This window comes from Providencia sp. PROV004 (assembly GCF_011045615.1).
Classification (GTDB): Bacteria; Pseudomonadota; Gammaproteobacteria; order Enterobacterales; family Enterobacteriaceae; genus Providencia; species Providencia rettgeri.
This window is the reverse complement of record NZ_CP042859.1, coordinates 4,362,955-4,387,657: the sequence shown is the minus strand read 5'-3', so window position 1 is coordinate 4,387,657 and position 24,703 is coordinate 4,362,955. Positions and strand designations below refer to the sequence as shown.

Here is a 24,703-nt window from a genome sequence, read left to right as displayed (position 1 = left end):
GACACCTCGCGACAACGACCTCGAAGTCGAAAATCAAAAGATTTAGTCGCAACGCTCTTTAACAATTTATCAGACAATCTGTGTGGGCACTCACAGGACACTATCAAAAAAATATTTGATTTTAAGTCTTGAAGAGTGACTAACACGTTAATTCATATATATGAACTAATAGGTAATTTGGTTTCTTCGGAAATCAAACGACAGTAAACATTCTTTGAGCATCAAGCTTTTTAATTGAAGAGTTTGATCATGGCTCAGATTGAACGCTGGCGGCAGGCCTAACACATGCAAGTCGAGCGGTAACAGGGGAAGCTTGCTTCTCGCTGACGAGCGGCGGACGGGTGAGTAATGTATGGGGATCTGCCCGATAGAGGGGGATAACTACTGGAAACGGTAGCTAATACCGCATAATCTCTCAGGAGCAAAGCAGGGGAACTTCGGTCCTTGCGCTATCGGATGAACCCATATGGGATTAGCTAGTAGGTGAGGTAATGGCTCACCTAGGCGACGATCCCTAGCTGGTCTGAGAGGATGATCAGCCACACTGGGACTGAGACACGGCCCAGACTCCTACGGGAGGCAGCAGTGGGGAATATTGCACAATGGGCGCAAGCCTGATGCAGCCATGCCGCGTGTATGAAGAAGGCCCTAGGGTTGTAAAGTACTTTCAGTCGGGAGGAAGGCGTTGATGCTAATATCATCAACGATTGACGTTACCGACAGAAGAAGCACCGGCTAACTCCGTGCCAGCAGCCGCGGTAATACGGAGGGTGCAAGCGTTAATCGGAATTACTGGGCGTAAAGCGCACGCAGGCGGTTGATTAAGTTAGATGTGAAATCCCCGGGCTTAACCTGGGAATGGCATCTAAGACTGGTCAGCTAGAGTCTTGTAGAGGGGGGTAGAATTCCATGTGTAGCGGTGAAATGCGTAGAGATGTGGAGGAATACCGGTGGCGAAGGCGGCCCCCTGGACAAAGACTGACGCTCAGGTGCGAAAGCGTGGGGAGCAAACAGGATTAGATACCCTGGTAGTCCACGCTGTAAACGATGTCGATTTGAAGGTTGTTCCCTTGAGGAGTGGCTTTCGGAGCTAACGCGTTAAATCGACCGCCTGGGGAGTACGGCCGCAAGGTTAAAACTCAAATGAATTGACGGGGGCCCGCACAAGCGGTGGAGCATGTGGTTTAATTCGATGCAACGCGAAGAACCTTACCTACTCTTGACATCCAGAGAACTTAGCAGAGATGCTTTGGTGCCTTCGGGAACTCTGAGACAGGTGCTGCATGGCTGTCGTCAGCTCGTGTTGTGAAATGTTGGGTTAAGTCCCGCAACGAGCGCAACCCTTATCCTTTGTTGCCAGCGATTCGGTCGGGAACTCAAAGGAGACTGCCGGTGATAAACCGGAGGAAGGTGGGGATGACGTCAAGTCATCATGGCCCTTACGAGTAGGGCTACACACGTGCTACAATGGCGTATACAAAGAGAAGCGACCTCGCGAGAGCAAGCGGAACTCATAAAGTGCGTCGTAGTCCGGATTGGAGTCTGCAACTCGACTCCATGAAGTCGGAATCGCTAGTAATCGTAGATCAGAATGCTACGGTGAATACGTTCCCGGGCCTTGTACACACCGCCCGTCACACCATGGGAGTGGGTTGCAAAAGAAGTAGGTAGCTTAACCTTCGGGAGGGCGCTTACCACTTTGTGATTCATGACTGGGGTGAAGTCGTAACAAGGTAACCGTAGGGGAACCTGCGGTTGGATCACCTCCTTACCATTGAAGTGTTTTTGTGAAGTGCTCACACAGATTGTCTGATAGAAAGTAGAGCAATGGCTTTACGTGGGAGACTTATTCGAGAGGATAAGACTTACATGAAAATAGCAAAACGGTGTTTTGCAATTGAATTTTCGTGTCCCCTTCGTCTAGAGGCCTAGGACACCGCCCTTTCACGGCGGTAACAGGGGTTCGAATCCCCTAGGGGACGCCAATTGCGCCGATGTCGAGTGAAAGACGATGTCCCCAATAATGATTAAGCCAATTATGTAAATAGTTGGTTTAACAATTATGCTCTTTAACAATCTGGAACAAGCTGAAAATTGAAAACAACGCACATTGTTTATCGCTTAAACAATGTGAGAGTCTCTCAAAAATCTCAACTTGAAGATGTTGTCAACAGACACGAAGCCGTCGGGTTTTGTATCGACTGACATAAAAGACACCTTCGGGTTGTGAGGTTAAGCGACTAAGCGTACACGGTGGATGCCTAGGCAATCAGAGGCGATGAAGGACGTGCTAATCTGCGATAAGCGTCGGTAAGGTGATATGAACCGTGATAACCGACGATTTCCGAATGGGGAAACCCAGTGCAATTCGTTGCACTATCGTTTGATGAATACATAGTCAAACGAAGCGAACCGGGGGAACTGAAACATCTCAGTACCCCGAGGAAAAGAAATCAACCGAGATTCCCCTAGTAGCGGCGAGCGAACGGGGAGCAGCCCAGAGTCTTAATCAGCATTAGCATCAGGAGAACGGTCTGGAAAGGCCGGCAGTAAAGGGTGATAGCCCCGTATCCGAAGGTGTTAGTGTTGTGAACTCGACGAGTAGGGCGGGACACGTGTTATCCTGTCTGAATATGGGGGGACCATCCTCCAAGGCTAAATACTCCTGATTGACCGATAGTGAACCAGTACCGTGAGGGAAAGGCGAAAAGAACCCCGGCGAGGGGAGTGAAATAGAACCTGAAACCGTGTACGTACAAGCAGTGGGAGCCCCACCACCAAAGCATTTTCTGGTGTTGAGGACAACTTTAAAGTGACATTCAACACGCGTTGGCGGAGCGTTTTTTGCGACGCCCAACACACAAAACAAGCAGTGAATGTGCTTTGGGGTGGGGTGACTGCGTACCTTTTGTATAATGGGTCAGCGACTTATATTCTGTAGCAAGGTTAACCGTATAGGGGAGCCGTAGGGAAACCGAGTCTTAACTGGGCGAATGAGTTGCAGGGTATAGACCCGAAACCCGGTGATCTAGCCATGGGCAGGTTGAAGGTTGGGTAACACTAACTGGAGGACCGAACCGACTAATGTTGAAAAATTAGCGGATGACTTGTGGCTGGGGGTGAAAGGCCAATCAAACCGGGAGATAGCTGGTTCTCCCCGAAAGCTATTTAGGTAGCGCCTCGTGAACTCATCTTCGGGGGTAGAGCACTGTTTCGACTAGGGGGTCATCCCGACTTACCAACTCGATGCAAACTACGAATACCGAAGAATGTTATCACGGGAGACACACGGCGGGTGCTAACGTTCGTCGTGAAGAGGGAAACAACCCAGACCGCCAGCTAAGGTCCCAAAGTCATAGTTAAGTGGGAAACGAAGTGGGAAGGCTCAGACAGCCAGGATGTTGGCTTAGAAGCAGCCATCATTTAAAGAAAGCGTAATAGCTCACTGGTCGAGTCGGCCTGCGCGGAAGATGTAACGGGGCTAAACTATGCACCGAAGCTGCGGCAGCGATATGTAAATATTGTTGGGTAGGGGAGCGTTCTGTAAGCCTGTGAAGGTGTACTGCGAGGTATGCTGGAGGTATCAGAAGTGCGAATGCTGACATAAGTAACGATAATGCGGGTGAAAAACCCGCACGCCGGAAGACCAAGGGTTCCTGTCCAACGTTAATCGGGGCAGGGTGAGTCGACCCCTAAGGCGAGGCAGAAATGCGTAGTCGATGGGAAACGGGTTAATATTCCCGTACTGGTGATAATTGCGATGGGGGGACGGAGAAGGCTAGGCTATCCGGGCGACGGTTGTCCCGGTTTAAGGATGTAGGCAGGTGAATTAGGCAAATCCGGTTCACTATATGCTGAGGTCCGACGACGAGTCACTACGGTGATGAAGTAGCTCATGCCCCGCTTCCAGGAAAAGCCTCTAAGCTCTAGATTATCATTAATCGTACCCCAAACCGACACAGGTGGTCAGGTAGAGAATACTCAGGCGCTTGAGAGAACTCGGGTGAAGGAACTAGGCAAAATGGTGCCGTAACTTCGGGAGAAGGCACGCTGGCGCTAGGTGAAGTCCCTCGCGGATGGAGCTGAAGCCAGTCGCAGATACCAGCTGGCTGCAACTGTTTATTAAAAACACAGCACTGTGCAAACACGAAAGTGGACGTATACGGTGTGACGCCTGCCCGGTGCTGGAAGGTTAATTGATGGGGTTATCCGTAAGGAGAAGCTCTTGATCGAAGCCCCAGTAAACGGCGGCCGTAACTATAACGGTCCTAAGGTAGCGAAATTCCTTGTCGGGTAAGTTCCGACCTGCACGAATGGCGTAATGATGGCCAGGCTGTCTCCACCCGAGACTCAGTGAAATTGAACTCGCTGTGAAGATGCAGTGTACCCGCGGCAAGACGGAAAGACCCCGTGAACCTTTACTATAGCTTGACACTGAACATTGAGCCTTGATGTGTAGGATAGGTGGGAGGCTTTGAAGTGTGGACGCCAGTCTGCATGGAGCCAACCTTGAAATACCACCCTTTAATGTTTGATGTTCTAACGTAGCCCCGTTATCCGGGGTGCGGACAGTGTCTGGTGGGTAGTTTGACTGGGGCGGTCTCCTCCCAAAGAGTAACGGAGGAGCACGAAGGTTGGCTAAGCATGGTCGGACATCATGCGGTTAGTGCAAAGGCATAAGCCAGCTTGACTGCGAGAGTGACGGCTCGAGCAGGTACGAAAGTAGGTCTTAGTGATCCGGTGGTTCTGAATGGAAGGGCCATCGCTCAACGGATAAAAGGTACTCCGGGGATAACAGGCTGATACCGCCCAAGAGTTCATATCGACGGCGGTGTTTGGCACCTCGATGTCGGCTCATCACATCCTGGGGCTGAAGTAGGTCCCAAGGGTACGGCTGTTCGCCGTTTAAAGTGGTACGCGAGCTGGGTTTAGAACGTCGTGAGACAGTTCGGTCCCTATCTGCCGTGGGCGTTGGAAGATTGAAAGGGGCTGCTCCTAGTACGAGAGGACCGGAGTGGACGCACCACTGGTGTTCGGGTTGTCATGCCAATGGCATTGCCCGGTAGCTAAGTGCGGAAGAGATAACCGCTGAAAGCATCTAAGCGGGAAACTTGCCTTGAGATGAGTCTTCCCTGACTCTTTAAGGGTCCTAAAGGAACGTTTAAGACTAAGACGTTGATAGGTTGGGTGTGTAAGCGTAGCGATACGTTGAGCTAACCAATACTAATGAACCGTGAGGCTTAACCTGACAACACCGAAGGTGTTTTAGAGAGATTATGTTGATTCAATAAGCGTGAGAAGCCGAGAGGTGAAGGACACAGCAGCTTGTTCGAGATTAATGTTCTGGTTTAGTGCACGAAAGTGAGATTAAACGGGAACACACAGAATTTGTCTGGCGGCAATAGCGCGGTGGTCCCACCTGACCCCATGCCGAACTCAGCAGTGAAACGCCGTAGCGCCGATGGTAGTGTGGGGTCTCCCCATGTGAGAGTAGGGAACTGCCAGACATTAATTAAAGGTTTATTGCTCAATTAGCGGTAAACAGCCGAAAGGCAAAAGAATAAGTGGAGCGGTAGTTCAGTTGGTTAGAATACCTGCCTGTCACGCAGGGGGTCGCGGGTTCGAGTCCCGTCCGTTCCGCCACTTAATTTAGGGGCGTAGTTCAATTGGTAGAGCACCGGTCTCCAAAACCGGGTGTTGGGAGTTCGAGTCTCTCCGCCCCTGCCAGTTACCAATTAAGTAATAATAAAAGAAGTATCTATTGATAACCCGATTAGCTTAATCGGGTTTTTCTTTATTTATCTAATAGCAAATATAGAGTTACTTTTCCCCTATTTGCTAATTTTCATTTGATCTTAGCTAATCTACTATCCCACTGTTTTATATACTTCAATTGTATTCATCACTTTAAATGCAAGAAATAAGCTCCCTGATTTATTTTTCTCTCATCCAATCTTTTGATGTTCTTTATTAATACTAAAAATAGGCGAGTTATTACTTACTGTTTATACCTTTTAATTACATTTACCACTCAAATGTATTGATGATATTACCTAATTTCCCTCCAAACTACCTTCTCTTTTATTTTTATCAGCTTATATGCATTTTCACCTAATGAGTAAGTTGTTACTTGCTACTTTATGTTTTTCAATAGTATTTGTGGGTTGAAAGGTATTTTAATGTGCTCAATCTTTAATTTAGATAAATGTCGTATACCGAGAATTGCTGGTTTAGCTTTATTAATCTCAAAAAATCATTTTGTTTATATTGTATAAATAAATGCCGATGAGTTATTCGTGATTGGTATATCTTATTAAAAGATAAAAAGAAGCATCAATTAAGAACATTGTGCAGTGGAACATAGTTTGTTTATAAAGTAGTAGGAAGGTGAGTGAATTCTGTTACTCACCTTCTTCTTTTATTGTTCACTTAACTGTGCATTTTTTATTGGCGTTTTAATCAGTTGATTGATAAGAGCTTGCTGATCGTTTTTTTGGAGCCAGACTGCATACAAAGGTTTGTTTATTGAGGTTTCTGAGAGCGTTTTTAGGCCTGGATATTGATATACCCAATGAGCAGGTAAAAATGCCGCTGAAAGCGATACAGGAAGTAATTGGCGGGTAATATGGGCAGAGGTCGTGATCATTACGGGTGTATCATCTTGGGCTAGTGATGGTTCATTTTTGGGATGAAAATCAACCCCCCACTCTAGCTTTATAAAATTATATTTTGTTAATGCAATATTTTTTTGGGAAGCCATAAGCTGTAAATCAATCGTACCGATGATAGTGCTTTCAAACTCATCCATTTTTGGGGGTTCAGTTGCGATTAATAAGTCTAATTCTCTAGAATGTAGTTGCTTAACAAGAGACTGGCGCGTTGAAACCCTAGCTTCGAGTCGCAGTTCATCATGTTGATTATAAAGTTCTTCTACCCAGTCAGTTAGATAACCTTCCCAAAGTGAAGCTGTTGCACCAATAGAAAGCTCAGTGTGTTGTGAAGCATGAGATATTTCTTTTTTAGCTTGCAACCAGGTATTCATTAACGATTCGGCATATGGAACAAGCCTTTCTCCCGCGGCTGTTAACCGGATATTGTTTCTATGCCTTGTAAATAAGCTTGTACCTAGCTGTGTTTCTAATTGTCTAATACGAAAGCTAACTGCTGATTGTGTTAAATAGAGTGATTCTGCGGCTCTACCGAAGTGCCTAGTCTTACTGACCTCTAAAAAAGTTCTCAATAACTCGCTGTCCACATGCATCTCCAATTATTTTTGTCGTGATGATTTAAATGTTTTGTTTTACAGATTGTCAATGCTGTCTAATACTCCGCGCCATATAGAGTTTGACTGTAATAAGTTAGGAGTGTGTCAGATGGCAGATAGCTTCATCACGACTAATCGTTTTTTTGATAATAAACATTACCCACGTGGCTTTTCTCGTCATGGTGATTTCACCATCAAAGAAGCTCAGTTGCTAGAACGTCTCGGCCAAGCTTTTAATGAGCTTGATATAGGTAAACGCGAACCTCAAACAGAAGAAGAAAAACTTTTCGTCGCTGTATGCCGTGGTGAGCGTGAACCTGCTACCCCAGAAGAAAAAGTTTGGGCAAAATATTCTAGCCGTATTAACCGTCCAAAACGCTTCCATACTTTATCTGGCGGTAAACCGCAGATAGATCCATCGGAAGACTACACTGATACAGATGATTAATATCATCATCGTATGATAAGAGGGACTACGGTCCCTTTATTTTTACGAGATAATAAAGTAGTTATCTGTCCATTCTTCTCAGCTTACTTGTTTTTGCAAATGAAGCAATAACTTATCCATCGCTCGATACCCTAGAGCTTCTAATAAATCAGAACGCTCAATAGTTTCTGCGGCATTAAGGTCGGCTATTGTTCTGGCAACTCTTAATATTCTGTGCCAAGCTCGGATGGAAAGACCTAACTTATTTAATGCATGTTCTAAGAATAATGCATCTTTTGCGGTAAGTAGGCAAAATTGTGTGGTTTCTCTTGGCGTTAGTAAACTATTAATTTTTCCGGCTCGCCTAAGTTGCCTATTTCTGGCTTCGATAACTCTTTGTCTGACGTGTTCACTTGTTTCACCTTGATTAGTTTGGCTACTCAATGAACCGAGAGGTAACAATGGAATTTCTATAGAGAGATCAAACCGGTCAATAAAAGGCCCTGATATGCGTGAAAGATAACGTAGGATACGGGAAGGAGTTGAACGACTCATTTCTCCTTGGTAATGACCTGTTGGGCTAGGGTTTAGAGCTGCAACTAACTGAAAACTAGCGGGATAGCAAACTTTTGCTTTTGCTCGAGAAATACTAATTTTTCGGGATTCTAGTGGTTCTCGTAAAGAATCGAGTACTGAGCGGCTAAATTCTGGTAATTCATCTAAAAATAAAATACCGTGATGTGCAAGTGAGATCTCGCCAGGCTTGGGAAGAGAGCCACCGCCAATTAAAGCTGCAATTGATGCGCTATGATGGGGCGCTCTAAAAGGCCTTATCGGCCAATTCATGTCTTCTTTTGTATTTTCACTCAAGCTATGTAATGAAGCAACTTCTAACGCTTCCTGAGAGGTTAATGGGGGAAGTAAAGTCATTAGCCGACTGGCTAACATCGTTTTTCCTGTTCCTGGCGGACCCAATAAGAGTAAATTATGCCCACCAGCGGCACAGATTTCTAATGCTCGTTTACCATGTTCTTGGCCAATGATATCGTTAATATCACCTTCTTGCTTGATTGAGAGAGGTGCTTGGTGAATTTGTTGATTACAAAGCAATGTTTTTTTGTTATGTAAAAAATGACAAAGCTCCAATAAGGATGTTGCGAAATAAACGCTATTATCTGGGAGTAGGCCTAATTGATGTTGATTCTCCATAGATAGTATTAAGGAGCGTTGTTGTTTTAATGCTGATTGGGCGGCAGGAATAGCACTGCTGACATAGCGAACATCGCCAGATAAAGCAAGTTCACCTAAAAATTCATACTGTTTTAATGGCTCGTGGGGGAGCTGTCCTGATGATGCGAGTATGGCAATCGCGATTGCAAGATCATACCGACCACTTTCTTTTGGTAAGTCAGCTGGAGCTAAATTAACCGTCATTTTTTTAGCTGGATATTCAAATCCGCTATTTAGTAGAGCGCTTCGAACTCTATCTCTTGCTTCTTTTACGGCCGTTTCTGGTAGCCCAACGAGTGTTAAACCTGGGAGCCCATTACTAATATGTGCTTCAACAGTAACAAGAGGTGCTTCTAACCCAATTGATGCTCTAGTGTAAACAATCGCTAATGTCATGAGCCCTCCAATATTATTTACAGAGTAATATTCTGCTAAAAATAATTTGATTTATCTTGAATAGATAACATGTTTGCGAAGCCGATCGATAATTTAATTACTTAGTTACTGAGTTGTTTCAATTTACTACGAGTGGCTTCGAAGCTAGGTTATAACTGGGATTGTGTTAGTTTTATGAAGCGAGGATACTGTGCCGAGCTTGGTTATGCATAAGAAAAAGTAATTAATTATGTGGGGTGAGTTTTAATGGTGCCAAATGACTAATATGGATGATGTAGCTGATTATGCTATGTATTCTATTGAATTTTACTGAGGAATGACTATTTAAGTAGTTTATAATGCTAATTTCATTGTTATTATATGATTTTAAAGTAATTTAATGTTTTGAAAATAAATAAATTAAATAAAAGTTGTCAAAACGCCTTTAAAATGATAACTCTAAATAATAGATGATTAAGAATATTGAAAAAGTAAAACACATGAACGCATTTATCCAAGCAGTTAGCCTAATTATTATTAGCGTGGTGGTGATTATTATCCCACCGTGCGGGGCTGCACTTGGACGACGAAGGCTAAAATAACAGCCAGATCTCACGAGAACCCCGCACCGAAAGGCGCGGGGTTTTTTTTGACATAAATGTTGATTGATGCAAGCACACTAAATAAAACATAACAAATACAAATAGATAAAGTAGACAGACAGGAGATAAAGCATGAACGGAGCACAATGGTTAGTTCAAGCATTGCGAACACAGGGAGTTGATACCGTATTTGGGTATCCTGGTGGCGCAATTATGCCAGTTTATGACGCATTGTATGATGGTGGAGTTGAGCATTTGTTGTGTCGACATGAGCAAGGAGCTGTAATCGCGGCAATTGGTTATGCACGATCAACAGGAAAGACAGGGGTGTGTATTGCAACATCTGGGCCTGGCGCAACAAATGTTATCACGGGGCTAGCGGATGCATTATTAGACTCTGTTCCTGTTGTCGCCATTACCGGTCAAGTCGCTTCTGAATTTATCGGAACCGATGCCTTTCAAGAAATCGATGTCTTAGGGTTATCTTTAGCTTGTACTAAGCACAGTTTTTTGGTTGAAGACATCGAGGATTTACCTCGCATTCTTGCTGAGGCTTTCGCAATCGCAAATAGTGGGCGACCAGGCCCTGTACTGATTGATATTCCGAAAGATATTCAGCTACAACACGCTGAGTTGTCTGCGTTTTTAATGCCGGTAGAGCAAGAAGTCACGTCACCTTTATCAGAAATCCAACAGGCAAGAATGCTATTAGAACAATCAGAAAAGCCTATGTTGTACGTTGGTGGCGGTGTTGGAATGTCAGGTGCCGTAAAAGAATTACGCGAATTTATTGAGTTTACAGGTATTCCTTCAGTTGCAACATTAAAAGGGCTTGGTGCTGTGAGCCCTTTAGATGAAAACTATTTAGGCATGTTAGGTATGCACGGTACTAAAGCGGCCAATATTTCTGTGCAGCGCTGTGACTTACTCATCGCTGTTGGTGCTCGTTTTGATGATAGGGTAACAGGTAAGTTAAATACTTTTGCACCGAACGCCAAAGTGATTCATATCGATATAGACCACGTAGAATTGGACAAATTACGTCAAACGCATGTTGCGTTGCATGGTGATGCAAAAGTATTACTACCTGAATTAATGCTTAAAAAATCAATAGCACCTTGGCAGCAGGAAGTTCAGCAACTTAAAAAAGAATTCGGTTGGCGTTATGACCATCCTGGTGAGCCTATTTATGCACCACTGTTACTGAAACAACTGTCGGATAAAATGCAGCCAAATACGGTTGTTACTACCGATGTAGGGCAACACCAAATGTGGTCAGCACAACATATCACCGTTGATGGCCCTGAAAATTTCTTAACCTCAAGTGGGCTTGGAACCATGGGGTTTGGTATCCCTGCGGCAATTGGAGCACAGGTTGCTAGGCCTGAAGATACGGTTGTTTGTGTATCAGGAGATGGCTCATTCATGATGAATGTCCAAGAGCTGGGAACCATCAAACGTAAGCAACTTCCTGTAAAAATTCTTTTAATCGATAACCAGCGCTTAGGCATGGTTCGCCAGTGGCAAGAACTGTTTTTCGAACAGCGTTATAGCGAAACTATTTTAACAGACAACCCTGATTTTGTGGCATTAGCCAGCGCGTTTGGTATTAAAGGCCAACGGATCACAGATAAGTCGGAAGTTAATGCGGCATTAGATGAATTACTTAATAGCGAAGGTGCCTATTTATTACAGGTATCAATTAATGAACTAGAAAACGTCTGGCCGTTGGTTCCGCCTGGGGCTAGTAATGAAAAAATGATGGAGAAACCATTATGATGCAACACCAAATCTCGATATTGGCCCGTTTCCGTCCTGAGGTTTTAGAGCGTATATTAAGGGTCACTCGCCATCGTGGATTTCGTATTAATGCCATGAATATGGGACAATCGACAGACGGCGACAATGTTAATATTGAACTTACTGTAAGTAGTCAAAGGCCATTAACCCAGCTTTGTGCACAGTTAACCAAGCTTTCGGACATTACAGAAGTTGAAGTACTACAACAAGAATCACGACTATTACGCACACAAAGTGCAATGTAAGGAATATACAAATGACTAAGAAAGCTGACTTTATTTGGTTTAACGGTGAAATGACGCCATGGGCTGATGCAAAGGTTCATGTTATGTCTCATGCTCTGCACTATGGTACATCAGTGTTTGAAGGTGTCCGTTGTTATGACTCGCACAAAGGTCCTGTGGTCTTCCGCCACCGTGAGCATATGCAACGTTTGCATGATTCAGCAAAAATTTACCGTATGCCTGTCAGCTACAGCGTGGAAGAGTTAATGGAAGCATGTCGTGCAACTCTGCGTAAAAATAACTTAGTCAGTGCGTATATTCGTCCATTAGTGTTTATTGGTGATGTTGGTATGGGTGTTAACCCTCCAGACGGTTATAACACCGATGTGATTTTAGCCGCTTTTCCATGGGGAGCGTATTTAGGTGAAGAAGCGTTAGACCAAGGTATTGATGCGATGGTCTCTTCTTGGAATCGTGTTGCACCAAACACCATTCCTACAGGGGCAAAAGCAGGTGGCAACTATTTATCTTCTCTACTAGTTGGTAGCGAAGCTCGTCGCCATGGTTACCAAGAAGGTATTGCATTAGATGTTCACGGATATCTCTCCGAAGGTGCTGGGGAAAATATTTTTGAGGTGAAAGATGGCATCCTGTATACACCTCCGTTCACATCATCTGCATTACCAGGTATTACGCGTGATGCAATTTTAACTTTAGCAAAAGATTTGGGTATCGAAGTACGTGAGCAAACACTATCACGTGAATCTCTCTATCTTGCTGATGAAGTCTTCATGACAGGAACCGCTGCAGAGATCACTCCGGTTCGTAGTGTTGATGGTATCCAAGTTGGCATTGGCCGTTGTGGCCCAGTAACCAAGCAAATTCAGCAGGCATTCTTTGGCTTATTTGATGGTACAACAGAAGATAAATGGGGCTGGTTAGATCCAGTAAACCCTTAATAATTAAATTTAAATAGATGTTACAGGCGGACGTTCCCCGCCTGTTTTAAACACGGGAGTTAAAGATATGCCTAAGTACCGTTCAGCAACAACAACTCATGGTCGTAATATGGCTGGGGCTCGTGCATTATGGCGTGCAACAGGCATGACCGATGCTGATTTTGGAAAGCCCATTATTGCTGTTGTTAACTCATTCACACAGTTTGTTCCAGGCCACGTACATTTACGTGATTTAGGCAAATTAGTTGCAGAGCAAATTGAAAATGCAGGTGGTGTTGCGAAAGAGTTTAATACAATCGCTGTTGATGATGGGATTGCCATGGGACATGGCGGAATGTTGTATTCCTTACCTTCCCGTGAATTAATTGCGGATTCTGTTGAATATATGGTGAACGCACACTGTGCGGATGCCATGGTGTGTATTTCAAACTGCGATAAAATCACCCCAGGCATGTTGATGGCGTCATTACGTCTGAATATTCCGGTTATTTTTGTTTCGGGCGGTCCAATGGAAGCAGGTAAAACCAAGCTTTCAGATCAAATCATCAAGCTCGATTTAGTTGATGCTATGATTCAAGGGGCTAACCCTAATGTGAGTGATGCAGATAGTGAGCAAATAGAACGTTCAGCATGCCCAACGTGTGGCTCTTGCTCAGGAATGTTTACTGCAAACTCAATGAACTGCTTAACTGAGGCGCTTGGGTTATCTCAGCCAGGAAATGGCTCATTGTTAGCGACTCACGCAGACCGCGAAACTTTATTTATCAATGCAGGTAAGCGCATTGTTGAATTAACTAAACGCTATTACGAACAAGATGATGAAAGTGCGTTACCACGCAATATCGCTAATAAATCTGCATTTGAAAATGCGATGACGTTGGATATTGCCATGGGTGGTTCAACTAACACAGTCCTGCATTTACTTGCAGCAGCTCAAGAAGCAGAGATCGATTTCACCATGGATGATATCGACCGTTTATCACGTAAAGTCCCACATTTGTGTAAGGTTGCACCGAGTACACAAAAATACCATATGGAAGATGTTCACCGTGCTGGTGGTGTCATCGGTATTTTAGGTGAACTGAGCCGTGCAGGTTTATTGCAAGAAAACGTGACGAATATTTTAGGTCTGAGCTTCCAAGAAACATTAGCGCAATATGATGTGATGTTAACAAAGGATGAGGCCGTTAAATCAATGTTTTCCGCGGGCCCTGCCGGTATCCGCACGACAAAAGCCTTTTCACAAAATTGCCGCTGGCCGTCATTGGATACTGACCGTGAGAATGGGTGTATCCGTAGTATTGAGCATGCATATAGTTTGGATGGGGGGCTGGCAGTCCTGTCTGGAAATATTGCAGAAGATGGCTGTATTGTTAAAACCGCTGGAGTTGATGAAGGCAGTTTAACATTCCGTGGCCCTGCCAAAGTCTTTGAAAGCCAAGATGACGCAGTAGAAGCTATTCTGGGTGGCAAAGTCGTTGAAGGCGATGTGGTTGTTATTCGCTATGAAGGGCCTAAGGGGGGGCCGGGCATGCAAGAAATGCTGTACCCAACCTCATACCTGAAATCAATGGGATTAGGCAAAAGCTGTGCATTGATAACAGATGGTCGCTTCTCTGGCGGTAGCTCAGGGCTTTCTATTGGTCATATTTCACCAGAAGCAGCGAGTGGTGGCTTACTCGCATTAGTTCAAGATGGCGATATTATTGATATCGATATTCCAAAAAGAACGATGGTGCTGGATGTGAGTGAAAGCGAATTGAGTCAGCGCCGTGAAGCGGAATTAGCTCGAGGCGATAAAGCTTATACTCCGCGTAATCGTCAGCGTGAGGTTTCTTTTGCTCTGCGCGCTTATGCTTCATTGGCGACGAGTGCAGACAAAGGTGCTGTTCGTGACAAGTCGAAATTAGGGGGCTGATTGTGGCAGCAGCAAAACCATTACCGGTTGCCCCAACCGGAGCAGATTACTTAAAAGCGGCGCTGAGTGCGCCGGTTTATGAAGCTGCGCAAGTAACGCCTCTTCAACAGATGGATAAAATATCTTCACGCTTGGGGAATACCATTTTAGTCAAGCGTGAAGATAGGCAGCCAGTACATAGCTTTAAGCTTCGTGGGGCTTACGCCATGATTGCGAGTTTAACCGAAGAGCAAAAAAGCAAAGGTGTGGTGACAGCTTCTGCGGGGAACCACGCTCAAGGCGTTGCGTTATCAGCAAATCGTGTTGGTGTGAAAGCAAAAATAGTCATGCCAGTTGCGACAGCGGATATCAAAGTGGATGCAGTACGAAGCTTTGGTGGTGAAGCTATTTTACATGGCGCTAATTTTGATGAAGCGAAAGCGAAAGCCATTGCAATGGCCGCAGAGGATGGCTATACCTTCGTTCCACCTTTTGACCACCCTTCAGTGATTGCGGGGCAAGCTACGATAGCTCTCGAGCTATTGCAACAGGATGTGCATTTAGATCGAATTTTTATTCCTGTAGGAGGCGGTGGGTTAATTGCGGGCGTTGCTGTGATTATTAAGCAGTTAATGCCTGAAATTAAAATCATTGGTGTGGAGTCTGAAGATGCCGCTTGTTTAAAAGCCGCGTTAGAGGCTGGGCATCCTGTTGATTTACCACGTGTTGGCCTATTCGCAGAAGGGGTGGCAGTAAAGCGTATTGGAGATGAAACCTTCAGGTTGTGCCAGCAGTATGTTGACGATGTTATCACTGTTGATAGTGATTCCATTTGTGCTGCATTGAAAGATATTTTTGAAGATGTTCGCGCGATAGCAGAGCCTTCGGGCGCTTTAGCATTGGCCGGATTAAAAAAATACGTACAGCAGCATAACATTAAAGGTGAACGTTTAGCGCATATTTTGTCCGGTGCGAATATGAATTTCCATGGGCTGCGTTATGTTTCTGAACGCTGTGAAATTGGTGAACAACGAGAAGCTTTACTCGCAGTAACCATTCCTGAGCAAAAAGGCAGTTTCTTACGTTTTTGCCAGTTATTAGGCCATCGAGCCATTACGGAGTTTAATTATCGCTATACGGATGCGGACCCTGAACGCGCATGTATTTTTGTTGGGGTGCGTTTAAGTGGTCGTGATGGCGAGCGCTCGGAGATTATCCAAGAGCTTAGAAGTAACGGCTATGAAGTCGATGATTTATCAGATGATGAAATGGCAAAACTTCATGTGCGTTATATGATTGGTGGGCGTCCATCAAAGCCATTAGACGAAAGGTTATATAGCTTTGAATTTCCAGAGTCTCCAGGTGCATTGTTGAGATTCCTAGAAACCCTAGGGACTCATTGGAATATAACGTTATTTCATTACCGTAGCCATGGTACAGATTATGGACGTGTGCTGGCGGCATTTGAACTGGCTGGGCCAGAAGTGCGTTTTGATAGGCATCTTGATGCGCTAGGTTATGAATATCATGATGAAACAGGAAACCCCTCTTTCCGTTTTTTCTTAGCGCCACAAGATAACCAAAGAACTTTAGATTGAATTGTCTGGGAGTAATTCCCAAAACGCTTTAATTAATGGTTCACTCAGGCGTTTGCTTAATAGGCAAACGCCGAGCTCAAAAGGTTCTACCATTGAAATATTATCGAGCTGTGAAATACGGCTGCGTACGGGTTCTGGGCTGTTATCAACAACCACACTGGGAATTAAGGCGATACCGCACCCCAAAGCGACCATTGATACAATAGCTTCATGGCCTGAGACCGTCGCATAAATGACAGGGTTATTGATATTATGGCGACGGAACCAGAGCTCGATACGTTTACGGGATGGGCCGTGCTCAGGCAGGATAAAAGGGACGGTAGACCAATCAGGTTCAGCCTCTGTTACCATGCTTCGTACTGCACAGGGTAGTGATGGGGCAATCAAAACGAGAGGGATTTCGCCGATTTTTGCAAAACGGACATTATCGGGTAAGCGCTCGGGTTTCCCTGCAATACCAAGATCAGCCTCATGAGTTTCCACTTTTTCAACGGCATCAGCTGCGTCACCTGTCGTGAGTTTAATTTCAACTAGTGGATGTAGCGCACGGAATTTGTCTAAAACTTCGGGTAAATGACTATAAGCTGCCGTAACTGAGCAAAAAAGATGCAGTTCTCCACTAAGTGATGGGCTTTGCTGATTGAGAGCATGTTGTAGTTGTTGATATTGCAATAATGTTTGTTGGGCAAATTGCTTAAGGTGCTCTCCTGCTTGGGTCAATTTAACTGAGCGGTTATCGCGCACAAATAGCGGATGACCAAGCTGTTCTTCGAGGCGTTGTATTTGGCGAGACAATGTGGAAGGGCTGACATGCATCGCTTTAGATGTGCGCCCGAAGTGGCAACTTTGTGCTAAATGCAAAAAAAGCTTGAGATCACGAATGTCCATTTTGCCCTCTAATAACATAATTAATGATGTTGCAGATATTGCAACATTGTATTGTTAATATATCAATTTAAGCAATGCGAAACATCGCATATAGTAAATCCATAAACGCTCAAAAATGAGCGACAGGCAGACTGTCTGACATAACGAACACAACAGAACAATGGAGTATGACAATGGCGAATTATTTTAACACATTGAATTTACGTGAGCAGTTAGCTCAATTAGGTAAGTGCCGTTTTATGCAGCGCGAAGAATTTGCGGATGAAGCGGGTTTCCTGAAAGGTAAAAAAATCGTCATCGTCGGTTGTGGGGCACAAGGTTTGAACCAAGGCCTGAATATGCGTGACTCAGGTTTAGATATTGCTTATGCATTACGTGATGAAGCAATTGCAGAGAAACGTGCTTCATGGCGTAAAGCGACAGAAAATGGGTTCAAAGTTGGCACTTATGAAGAATTGATCCCTACTGCTGATTTGGTTATTAACTTAACGCCAGACAAACAACATTCAACCGTTGTTCGCGCTGTTCAGCCTATGATGAAACAAGGTGCAGCACTGGGTTATTCACATGGCTTCAACATTGTTGAAGTTGGCGAAGAAATTCGTAAAGACATTACTGTTGTGATGGTAGCGCCAAAATGCCCGGGTACCGAAGTGCGCGAAGAATACAAGCGTGGTTTTGGTGTTCCAACTCTGATTGCAGTACACCCAGAAAATGACCCGAAAGGTGAGGGGATGGCGATTGCTAAAGCATGGGCGGCAGCGACTGGTGGCCACCGTGCCGGTGTTCTGGAGTCTTCGTTTGTTGCAGAAGTTAAGTCTGACCTGATGGGTGAGCAAACTATTCTGTGTGGTATGTTACAAGCAGGCGCATTACTGAGCTATGACAAAATGGTTGCTGACGGTGTTGAGCCAGGCTATGCAGGTAAATTAATTCAGTTTGGTTGGGAAACTATCACCGAAGCGCTGAAACAAGGTGGTATCACGCTGATGATGGACCGTTTATCTAACCCTGCAAAAGTTCGTGCTTATGCATTATCTGAACAACTGAAAACTATCATGGCGCCATTGTTCCAAAAACATATGGATGACATCATTTCAGGCGAATTTTCTGCAACCATGATGGCAGACTGGGCAAATGATGATAAAAACTTGCTGACATGGCGTGAAGAGACAGGCAAAACGGCATTCGAAAATTACCCTGAATATGAAGGGAAAATTGCCGAACAAGAATACTTTGACCACGGTGTTTTGTTAGTTGCTATGGTTAAAGCGGGCGTTGAATTAGCGTTCGATACGATGTTAGAAGCGGGTATCTTAGAAGAATCAGCTTACTATGAGTCCCTGCATGAGTTACCACTGATTGCAAATACCATTGCTCGTAAGCGTTTATATGAAATGAACGTGGTTATTTCAGACACAGCAGAATACGGTAACTATCTGTTCTCATTTGCAGCTGTGCCAATGCTGAAAGAATTCATGACGAAATTACAAGCGGGCGATTTAGCGAAGCCAGTTGCAGATAATGGCACTGATAACGCACAGTTACGTGATATCAACGAAGCTATCCGTAACCATCCGATTGAGAAAATCGGTAAGACGTTACGAGGTTATATGACGGATATGAAGAAGATTGCGGTCGGCTAACTCATTTTTCGTCACTCTTCGCGTGATAGGCGCGTTGGCTGCACTCGGTTACCCAAGTCACATACTTGTGTATTCTCTTTGGGATAACCTAATTTTTCGTCGCTCTTCGCGTGATAGGTGCGTTGGCTACACTCGGTTACCCAAGTCACATACTCGTGTATGCTCCTTGGGATAGCCTCCTTTGCCGCCTTCCTCTAACGCGAATAGTTTAGAAAAATGTATTGGTGGTATAAAAGAAAAAGAACAAAACCACATCTTTCTGATGAATGATGTGGTTTTTTGTTTTTTATAAATAGAGAAGATCGTTGCTCAAGAGTTGGGTCGGTTTCTGCTACAATCTGTAGCGAATTCCTTTTTGAATAACTAAGTGATGTAGAAAACCATGCGATTAAACCCAAGCCAGCAGCAGGCAGTTGAATATGTAGAGGGTCCATGCCTTGTGTTAGCCGGGGCTGGGTCAGGTAAAACGCGTGTTATCACGAATAAAATTGCGCATTTAATTCGCCAATGCGGTTATCAGCCTCGACAAATTGCAGCGGTGACTTTCACCAATAAAGCGGCGCGGGAAATGAAAGAGCGCGTGGCTCAAACCTTGGGGAAAAAAGAAGCACGCGGTTTGATCATATCCACCTTCCATACATTAGGGTTGGAAATCATTAAGCGTGAATATAAAGCGCTGGGTATTAAAGCCAATTTTTCGCTATTTGACGACCAAGATCAGATGGCATTATTGAAAGAACTTACCTTTGATTTATTGGAAGAGGATAAAGACTTACTCAAACAATTGATCTCAGCGATCTCAAATTGGAAAAATGATCTTATCTCGCCACAACAAGTGATAGGCCAAGCACGGAGTGAGAAAGAGCATCACTTTGCTGAGTGTTATCGCCGCTATGAACTTCATCTGAAAAGTTGCAATGTGCTGGATTTTGACGATTTAATCAGCAAGCCTACCTTGTTGTTATACCAAAATGAAGAAGTTCGCGAGCGTTGGCAGCAAAAAATTCGTTACTTGCTGGTGGACGAGTACCAAGATACCAATACGAGTCAATATCAGTTGGTTAAATTGCTTGTGGGGCAGCGAGCAAGGTTTACGGTTGTGGGCGATGACGATCAGTCAATCTATTCATGGCGTGGAGCAAGGCCACAAAACTTGGTTTTATTGAATCAAGATTTCCCTAAATTAAATGTCATTAAGCTTGAGCAGAATTACCGCTCATCAGAACGAATTTTAAAAGCGGCGAATATTTTAATTGCCAATAATCCTCATGTATTTGAAAAAAAATTATTTTCTGAATTAGGGTATGGAGCGCCACTTAAAGTCCTGACCGCGAATAATGAAGATCATGAAGCTGAAAGAGTGATTGGGGAGCTTATCGCACATCACTTTATTAATAAGACGGAATATAAAGATTACGCCATTTTGTATCGTGGCAACCATCAATCACGTATTTTTGAAAAAATGTTGATGCAAAACCGTATTCCGTATCGGATTTCAGGGGGGACTTCATTTTTCTCTCGCCCTGAAATCAAAGACTTGTTAGCTTATTTGCGAGTGCTTACTAACCCCGAAGATGATAGTGCATTCTTGCGTATTGTTAATACTCCGCGTCGAGAAATTGGCCCTAAAACTATCCAAAAACTTGGGGAGTGGGCAAACCAGCGGGGTAAAAGTTTATATCAAGCCAGCTTTGATTTAGGGCTTGAACAAATCTTAAAAGGCAAAGGATTAGAAGCATTACAGCGTTTCACTCATTGGATGGACAGTATTGTACGAACGTCGGAGCGTGAGCCTTTAATTGCGGTGCGTGACTTACTGCGTGAAATGGATTATGAAAGCTGGCTATATGAAACGTCGACCAGTACTAAAGCTGCCGAAATGCGAATGAAAAACGTCAACCAACTATTCACATGGATGAGTGAAATGGTTGAAGGCGATGAGCTCAATGACCCAATGACATTGAGCCAAGTGGTTACACGTTTTACGCTGCGCGATATGATGGAGCGTGGTGAGGATGATGAAGAATCAGACCAAGTTCAGCTCATGACGTTACATGCCTCTAAAGGCCTTGAGTTTCCTTATGTTTTTTTGGTTGGCATGGAGGAAGGGCTGCTACCACATCAAAGTAGTATTGATGAAAACAATATTGATGAAGAACGCCGTTTAGCTTATGTAGGAATTACGCGGGCGCAAAGAGAGCTATTCTTTTCTCATTGTCGTGAGCGTCGCCAATATGGTGAATTGATCCGTCCTGAATTAAGCCGTTTTCTCCTTGAATTGCCTCAAGATGATTTACAATGGGAGCAGCAGCGTAAAGTGGTTAGTGCGCAGGAACGTATGCAGAAGGGGCAATCAGCTTTAGCCGATATTAAAGCGCGTTTAGGGTTAAATAAAAAAAGTGAGTAACCGCAACTAATTGAATTTCCACACTAGAGTAGGTCTAGTGTGGAAAATATTATCAATTTGAACTATTACGTTCTTCCAACTCTAAAGCCCAATTTACATAGCCCTGCCATTGAACTTCTTGCTGTAAATTTTCCGCTCGTAGAGGGTGATCGGATAACCAACGATAAGGCAGCGTGATGGTTAACCTTTGTGCATTCACATTAAGCCTTAGTGCTGGCAAGGTGTCATCACGTCTACGGCTCGCAAAAATAATGGCAAGGCGAAGTAAACGACATAAATTATATGCATGCTGCATAGGGAGCGCATTTTGTTGGCTTAATGGCGTTAAATCAACAGGGCCTTGCTGGTTTATCAATAATGCAGCAAGTAACCGCTTTTGAGCTGGGGTAAAACCAGGTAAATCAAGGTGTGTTATGAGGTAGCTAGCGTGCTCGGGGCCTTTACGGAAATCAACACTCAAGCCAATTTCATGTAACGCGCATGCACTGGATAGTAAATCACGACAACGTGTATCTAAGCCCCAATCTTTCGCGACTTGTAAATAAAAATATTCTGCAAGTTGACGAACTCGGCTTGCTTGTTCGATATCGACTTGGAAGCGCCGCTGAATATTGCGAACGGTACGAGCGCGAATATCCTGCTCAATAGGAAGCTGTAGCATGCCATAGACAAGCCCTTCACGAAGTGCTCCGCCAGCGAGTGTCATGTTATCAATTTCTAATGCTTCAAAGATAGCGATCAAAATAGATAATCCGCTTGGAAAAACAAGAGCACGTTCGAAGGTTAGGCCATCAATTTCAAGCTCTTCAAGTTTTTGGCATTGAATGGCTTTACGCTTAAGCTGTTGTAATTTAGAAAGTGTGATCAGTTCATCCATGCCTTGGGCAATCATGATTTCCTGAATCGCTTGTACGGTGCCGGATGCACCAACACAAATCTTCCACCCATGTGTCTTAAGTGCATCTGCAATAGGGGCGATGACATTATGGGCAGCGGCTTGAGCTGCTGAGAAGTTTTCTTCTGTTAAACTTCTATCGCCAAAGTAGCGCTCAAGCCAAGTTACACAACCCATTTCAAGACTATAGAGTTGCTCCGCTTTTGCGCCTGTACCTGTAACGAGCTCAGTACTTCCTCCGCCAATATCAACTACTAAGCGTTGGTCTGGCCCGCCAGTTGTATGTGCAACACCTTGATAAATTAAGCGAGCTTCTTCTTCTCCTTGAATAACTTTTACAGGGTTTCCTAAAATTTGGCTGGCTTTTTCGATGAAAATATCGGCATTTTTAGCTAAACGCAAAGTCGCAGTTGCGACAACACGAATTTGTGTATTCGGAATATCTTGTAAGTGTTCCGAAAACAGGCGTAAACATTGCCAGCCTCGCTCCATTGCTTGCTCAGAAAGCAGGTTGTTGTTGTCTAAACCTGCGGCAAGACGAACTTTGCGCTTAACCCTAGAGATTACCTGAATGCTACCAGCAGTTTCACGTACGACTAGCATATGAAAACTGTTTGAGCCTAAATCGATGGCGGCATAAAGAGAAGAAGATTTCAGCATATCGTTTTTACTCAGCCTGGACGTTTATGGTTGTTACGTGGGCCATTGTGGCGACGCTGCGAATTCGAATTACGACGTGGGCCTCCAGGGCGTGGGCGATGGCGGCGTTTTGGCGCAGGTAAATCACTCAATAATGCATCACTGTTATATTTACTAACAGGGATTGAGTGTTGGATATACTCTTCAATAGCAGGCAGGTTAAGTGAATATTCTTCACACGCTAAGCTAATTGAGTTTCCACTTTCACCCGCACGACCCGTACGGCCAATACGGTGTACGTAATCTTCGCAGTCATCAGGTAAGTCGTAGTTAAATACATGAGTTACTGATGGAATATGTAAACCACGAGCTGCAACATCAGTTGCCACTAAAATATCTAAATGGCCTTGTGTGAATTGCTCTAATATACGCAGTCGTTTTTTCTGTGCGACATCGCCAGTTAATAAACCTACACGATGGCCATCGGCAGCTAAATGCGCCCAAATATCATCACAACGGTGTTTTGTATTGGCGAAAATAATACAACGCTCTGGCCACTCTTCTTCAAGAAGCGTTTGGAGCAGGCGCATTTTTTCTTCATTAGAAGGGTAAAATAGCTCTTCTTTGATACGGTGACCTGTTTTTTGCAAAGGTTCGACCTCAACATATTCAGGGTTGTTCATTTGTTCGAAGGCTAATTCTCTGACTCGGTAAGATAAAGTTGCAGAAAACAGCAAATTAAGCCTTTCTGCGGCACCTGGCATACGACGGAAAATCCAGCGGATATCTTTAATAAATCCAAGGTCATACATGCGGTCGGCTTCATCAAGTACCACAACCTGAATCGCACTTAGGTCGACATGGCCTTGTTTTGCGTAGTCGATTAAACGGCCAGTTGTACCAATGAGGATATCAACACCGTTTTGTAAAACCTTAAGTTGCTCATCATAGCCGTCACCACCGTATGCTAGCCCCATTTTCAGGCCAGTGTACTCAGCTAGCTCTTTAGCATCCGAATAAATTTGTACTGCGAGTTCGCGTGTCGGCGCCATGATTAGTGCACGAGGCTGGTTCGCTTTTTTACCCTCAATAGCTGGGTGAGTTAATAAATAATGAAATGTAGACGTTAAAAAAGCTAACGTTTTACCTGTACCTGTTTGCGCTTGACCCGCCACGTCTTTGCCTTCGACAGTAAAAGGCAAGGTGGACGCCTGTATAGGCGTGCAAAAATTGAAGCCTTTTTTATTCAGAGCTTCAATGACTTTAGGGTGCAATGCGAAGTCGGAAAACTTCTTTTCTGTCAAGTGTGCTTTACTCATAGTATGTTAGAATATCAGTTAACGGTTGGTTTACGAAAGTGTATCTTTTGAAATAAAGCATACTGCTGCCAATAATGTTACACTAAGTCTGCAAAAGATGATCCTTTGGAGTACAACATGAGCGATAAAATTATACATATAACTGATGCAAGTTTTGCAACTGAAGTTCTGAACGCAAGTTCACCTGTTCTCGTCGATTTTTGGGCAGCATGGTGTGGTCCTTGTAAAATGATCGCGCCTATTCTTGATGAAGTTGCTGAAGAATATACAGGCAAACTGACTATCGCAAAACTGAATATTGATGAAAACCCAGGTACCGCTCCAAAATATGGAATTCGTGGTATCCCGACCTTGCTTTTATTCAAAAATGGTGAAGTCGCAGCAACGAAAGTCGGTGCATTATCAAAAACGCAACTGAAAGAATTTTTAGACGAAAATCTGTAAGTTATCGTTATATGTAAGCTAAAACGTTTAGCGGTATATCTATTTTATCTAGAGAGCCGCTAGACGTCTTCACTTAAGCATGATAAGTT

Annotated in this window: 16 protein-coding genes, 3 tRNA genes and 3 rRNA genes; 16 read left to right on the top strand and 6 right to left on the bottom strand. The window is 44.1% G+C overall.

Going from position 1 to position 24,703, the window contains the following annotated elements; all coding sequences use genetic code 11:
* The first annotated feature begins 231 nt into the window (after positions 1 to 231).
* From FVA69_RS20255 to FVA69_RS20230, 6 genes are all read left to right on the top strand, one after another.
* Positions 232 to 1,771 (top strand): 16S ribosomal RNA (locus tag FVA69_RS20255).
* Between the two features lie 138 nt (positions 1,772 to 1,909).
* Positions 1,910 to 1,985 (top strand) — tRNA-Glu (locus FVA69_RS20250).
* A 245-nt stretch (positions 1,986 to 2,230) separates the two neighbouring features.
* Positions 2,231 to 5,248: ribosomal RNA gene (locus FVA69_RS20245) — 23S ribosomal RNA — on the top strand.
* Between the two features lie 143 nt (positions 5,249 to 5,391).
* Positions 5,392 to 5,507 (top strand): 5S ribosomal RNA (rrf, locus tag FVA69_RS20240).
* The 16S, 23S and 5S rRNA genes sit together here with 3 tRNA genes alongside, the layout of an rRNA operon.
* Before the next feature lie 59 nt (positions 5,508 to 5,566).
* Positions 5,567 to 5,643 (top strand) — tRNA-Asp (locus FVA69_RS20235).
* A gap of 8 nt (positions 5,644 to 5,651) precedes the next feature.
* Positions 5,652 to 5,727 (top strand) — tRNA-Trp (locus FVA69_RS20230).
* A gap of 691 nt (positions 5,728 to 6,418) precedes the next feature.
* Here the strand turns inward: FVA69_RS20230 and hdfR are convergent.
* A complete protein-coding gene (gene hdfR / locus FVA69_RS20225; protein ID WP_164529257.1) occupies positions 6,419 to 7,261 on the bottom strand; it encodes an HTH-type transcriptional regulator HdfR in 843 nt (280 codons plus the stop codon).
* A gap of 112 nt (positions 7,262 to 7,373) precedes the next feature.
* Here hdfR and FVA69_RS20220 point away from each other — a divergent pair, with 112 nt between their 5' ends.
* Positions 7,374 to 7,712, top strand: coding sequence for a DUF413 domain-containing protein (locus FVA69_RS20220; protein WP_004907240.1), 339 nt, complete (start codon positions 7,374 to 7,376; stop codon positions 7,710 to 7,712).
* A gap of 78 nt (positions 7,713 to 7,790) precedes the next feature.
* Here FVA69_RS20220 and FVA69_RS20215 read toward each other — a convergent pair whose 3' ends face one another.
* Positions 7,791 to 9,317, bottom strand: coding sequence for a YifB family Mg chelatase-like AAA ATPase (locus FVA69_RS20215; RefSeq protein ID WP_164529256.1), 1,527 nt, complete (start codon positions 9,315 to 9,317; stop codon positions 7,791 to 7,793).
* A 479-nt stretch (positions 9,318 to 9,796) separates the two neighbouring features.
* Here FVA69_RS20215 and ilvL point away from each other — a divergent pair, with 479 nt between their 5' ends.
* The 6 genes from ilvL (at position 9,797) to ilvA (ending at position 16,376) form a co-directional block, all read left to right on the top strand.
* Positions 9,797 to 9,898 (top strand): ilv operon leader peptide, encoded by a 102-nt coding sequence (ilvL, locus tag FVA69_RS20210; protein ID WP_071524553.1) that lies wholly within the window; start codon positions 9,797 to 9,799, stop codon positions 9,896 to 9,898.
* Between the two features lie 132 nt (positions 9,899 to 10,030).
* Positions 10,031 to 11,677: an acetolactate synthase 2 catalytic subunit gene (ilvG, locus tag FVA69_RS20205; protein WP_164529255.1), complete on the top strand. Its 1,647-nt coding sequence runs from the start codon at positions 10,031 to 10,033 to the stop codon at positions 11,675 to 11,677.
* Positions 11,674 to 11,943, top strand: coding sequence for an acetolactate synthase 2 small subunit (gene ilvM, locus FVA69_RS20200; protein WP_004907250.1), 270 nt, complete (start codon positions 11,674 to 11,676; stop codon positions 11,941 to 11,943). Before ilvG ends, ilvM begins: the two co-directional genes overlap by 4 nt.
* Positions 11,944 to 11,954: 11 nt before the next feature.
* Positions 11,955 to 12,881, top strand: a complete 927-nt coding sequence (locus FVA69_RS20195; protein WP_004907252.1) for a branched-chain amino acid transaminase — start codon at positions 11,955 to 11,957, stop codon at positions 12,879 to 12,881.
* A gap of 67 nt (positions 12,882 to 12,948) precedes the next feature.
* Positions 12,949 to 14,799, top strand: coding sequence for a dihydroxy-acid dehydratase (ilvD, locus tag FVA69_RS20190; RefSeq protein WP_123382184.1), 1,851 nt, complete (start codon positions 12,949 to 12,951; stop codon positions 14,797 to 14,799).
* Between the two features lie 2 nt (positions 14,800 to 14,801).
* On the top strand, positions 14,802 to 16,376 hold the full coding sequence (gene ilvA, locus FVA69_RS20185) for a threonine ammonia-lyase, biosynthetic (protein WP_164529254.1): 1,575 nt from the start codon (positions 14,802 to 14,804) through the stop codon (positions 16,374 to 16,376).
* On the opposite strand, the gene ilvY is transcribed toward ilvA, so the two are convergent.
* Entirely contained in the window at positions 16,368 to 17,264 is an 897-nt protein-coding gene (gene ilvY / locus FVA69_RS20180; RefSeq protein ID WP_004906122.1) for an HTH-type transcriptional activator IlvY, read from the bottom strand. The two genes, ilvA and ilvY, sit on opposite strands and share 9 nt — an antisense overlap.
* Before the next feature lie 173 nt (positions 17,265 to 17,437).
* On the opposite strand from ilvY, the gene ilvC reads away from it, so the two are divergent.
* A complete protein-coding gene (gene ilvC, locus FVA69_RS20175; protein ID WP_164529253.1) occupies positions 17,438 to 18,910 on the top strand; it encodes a ketol-acid reductoisomerase in 1,473 nt (490 codons plus the stop codon).
* 11 nt (positions 18,911 to 18,921) lie between these two features.
* Here the strand turns inward: ilvC and FVA69_RS21785 are convergent, their stop codons facing one another.
* Positions 18,922 to 19,059 (bottom strand): hypothetical protein, encoded by a 138-nt coding sequence (locus FVA69_RS21785; RefSeq protein ID WP_155242194.1) that lies wholly within the window; start codon positions 19,057 to 19,059, stop codon positions 18,922 to 18,924.
* A gap of 233 nt (positions 19,060 to 19,292) precedes the next feature.
* Between FVA69_RS21785 and rep the strand changes: the two genes are divergently transcribed.
* Positions 19,293 to 21,317, top strand: coding sequence for a DNA helicase Rep (rep, locus tag FVA69_RS20165; protein ID WP_109912167.1), 2,025 nt, complete (start codon positions 19,293 to 19,295; stop codon positions 21,315 to 21,317).
* Between the two features lie 52 nt (positions 21,318 to 21,369).
* Here rep and gppA read toward each other — a convergent pair whose 3' ends face one another.
* Together gppA and rhlB are read right to left on the bottom strand one after the other, a co-directional pair.
* A complete protein-coding gene (gppA, locus tag FVA69_RS20160) occupies positions 21,370 to 22,872 on the bottom strand; it encodes a guanosine-5'-triphosphate,3'-diphosphate diphosphatase (RefSeq protein WP_004907271.1) in 1,503 nt (500 codons plus the stop codon).
* Positions 22,873 to 22,883: 11 nt separating this feature from the next.
* On the bottom strand, positions 22,884 to 24,170 hold the full coding sequence (gene rhlB / locus FVA69_RS20155; RefSeq protein ID WP_004907274.1) for an ATP-dependent RNA helicase RhlB: 1,287 nt from the start codon (positions 24,168 to 24,170) through the stop codon (positions 22,884 to 22,886).
* 117 nt (positions 24,171 to 24,287) lie between these two features.
* Here rhlB and trxA point away from each other — a divergent pair, with 117 nt between their 5' ends.
* A complete protein-coding gene (gene trxA / locus FVA69_RS20150) occupies positions 24,288 to 24,614 on the top strand; it encodes a thioredoxin TrxA (RefSeq protein WP_004907277.1) in 327 nt (108 codons plus the stop codon).
* The last annotated feature ends 89 nt before the right edge of the window (positions 24,615 to 24,703 follow it).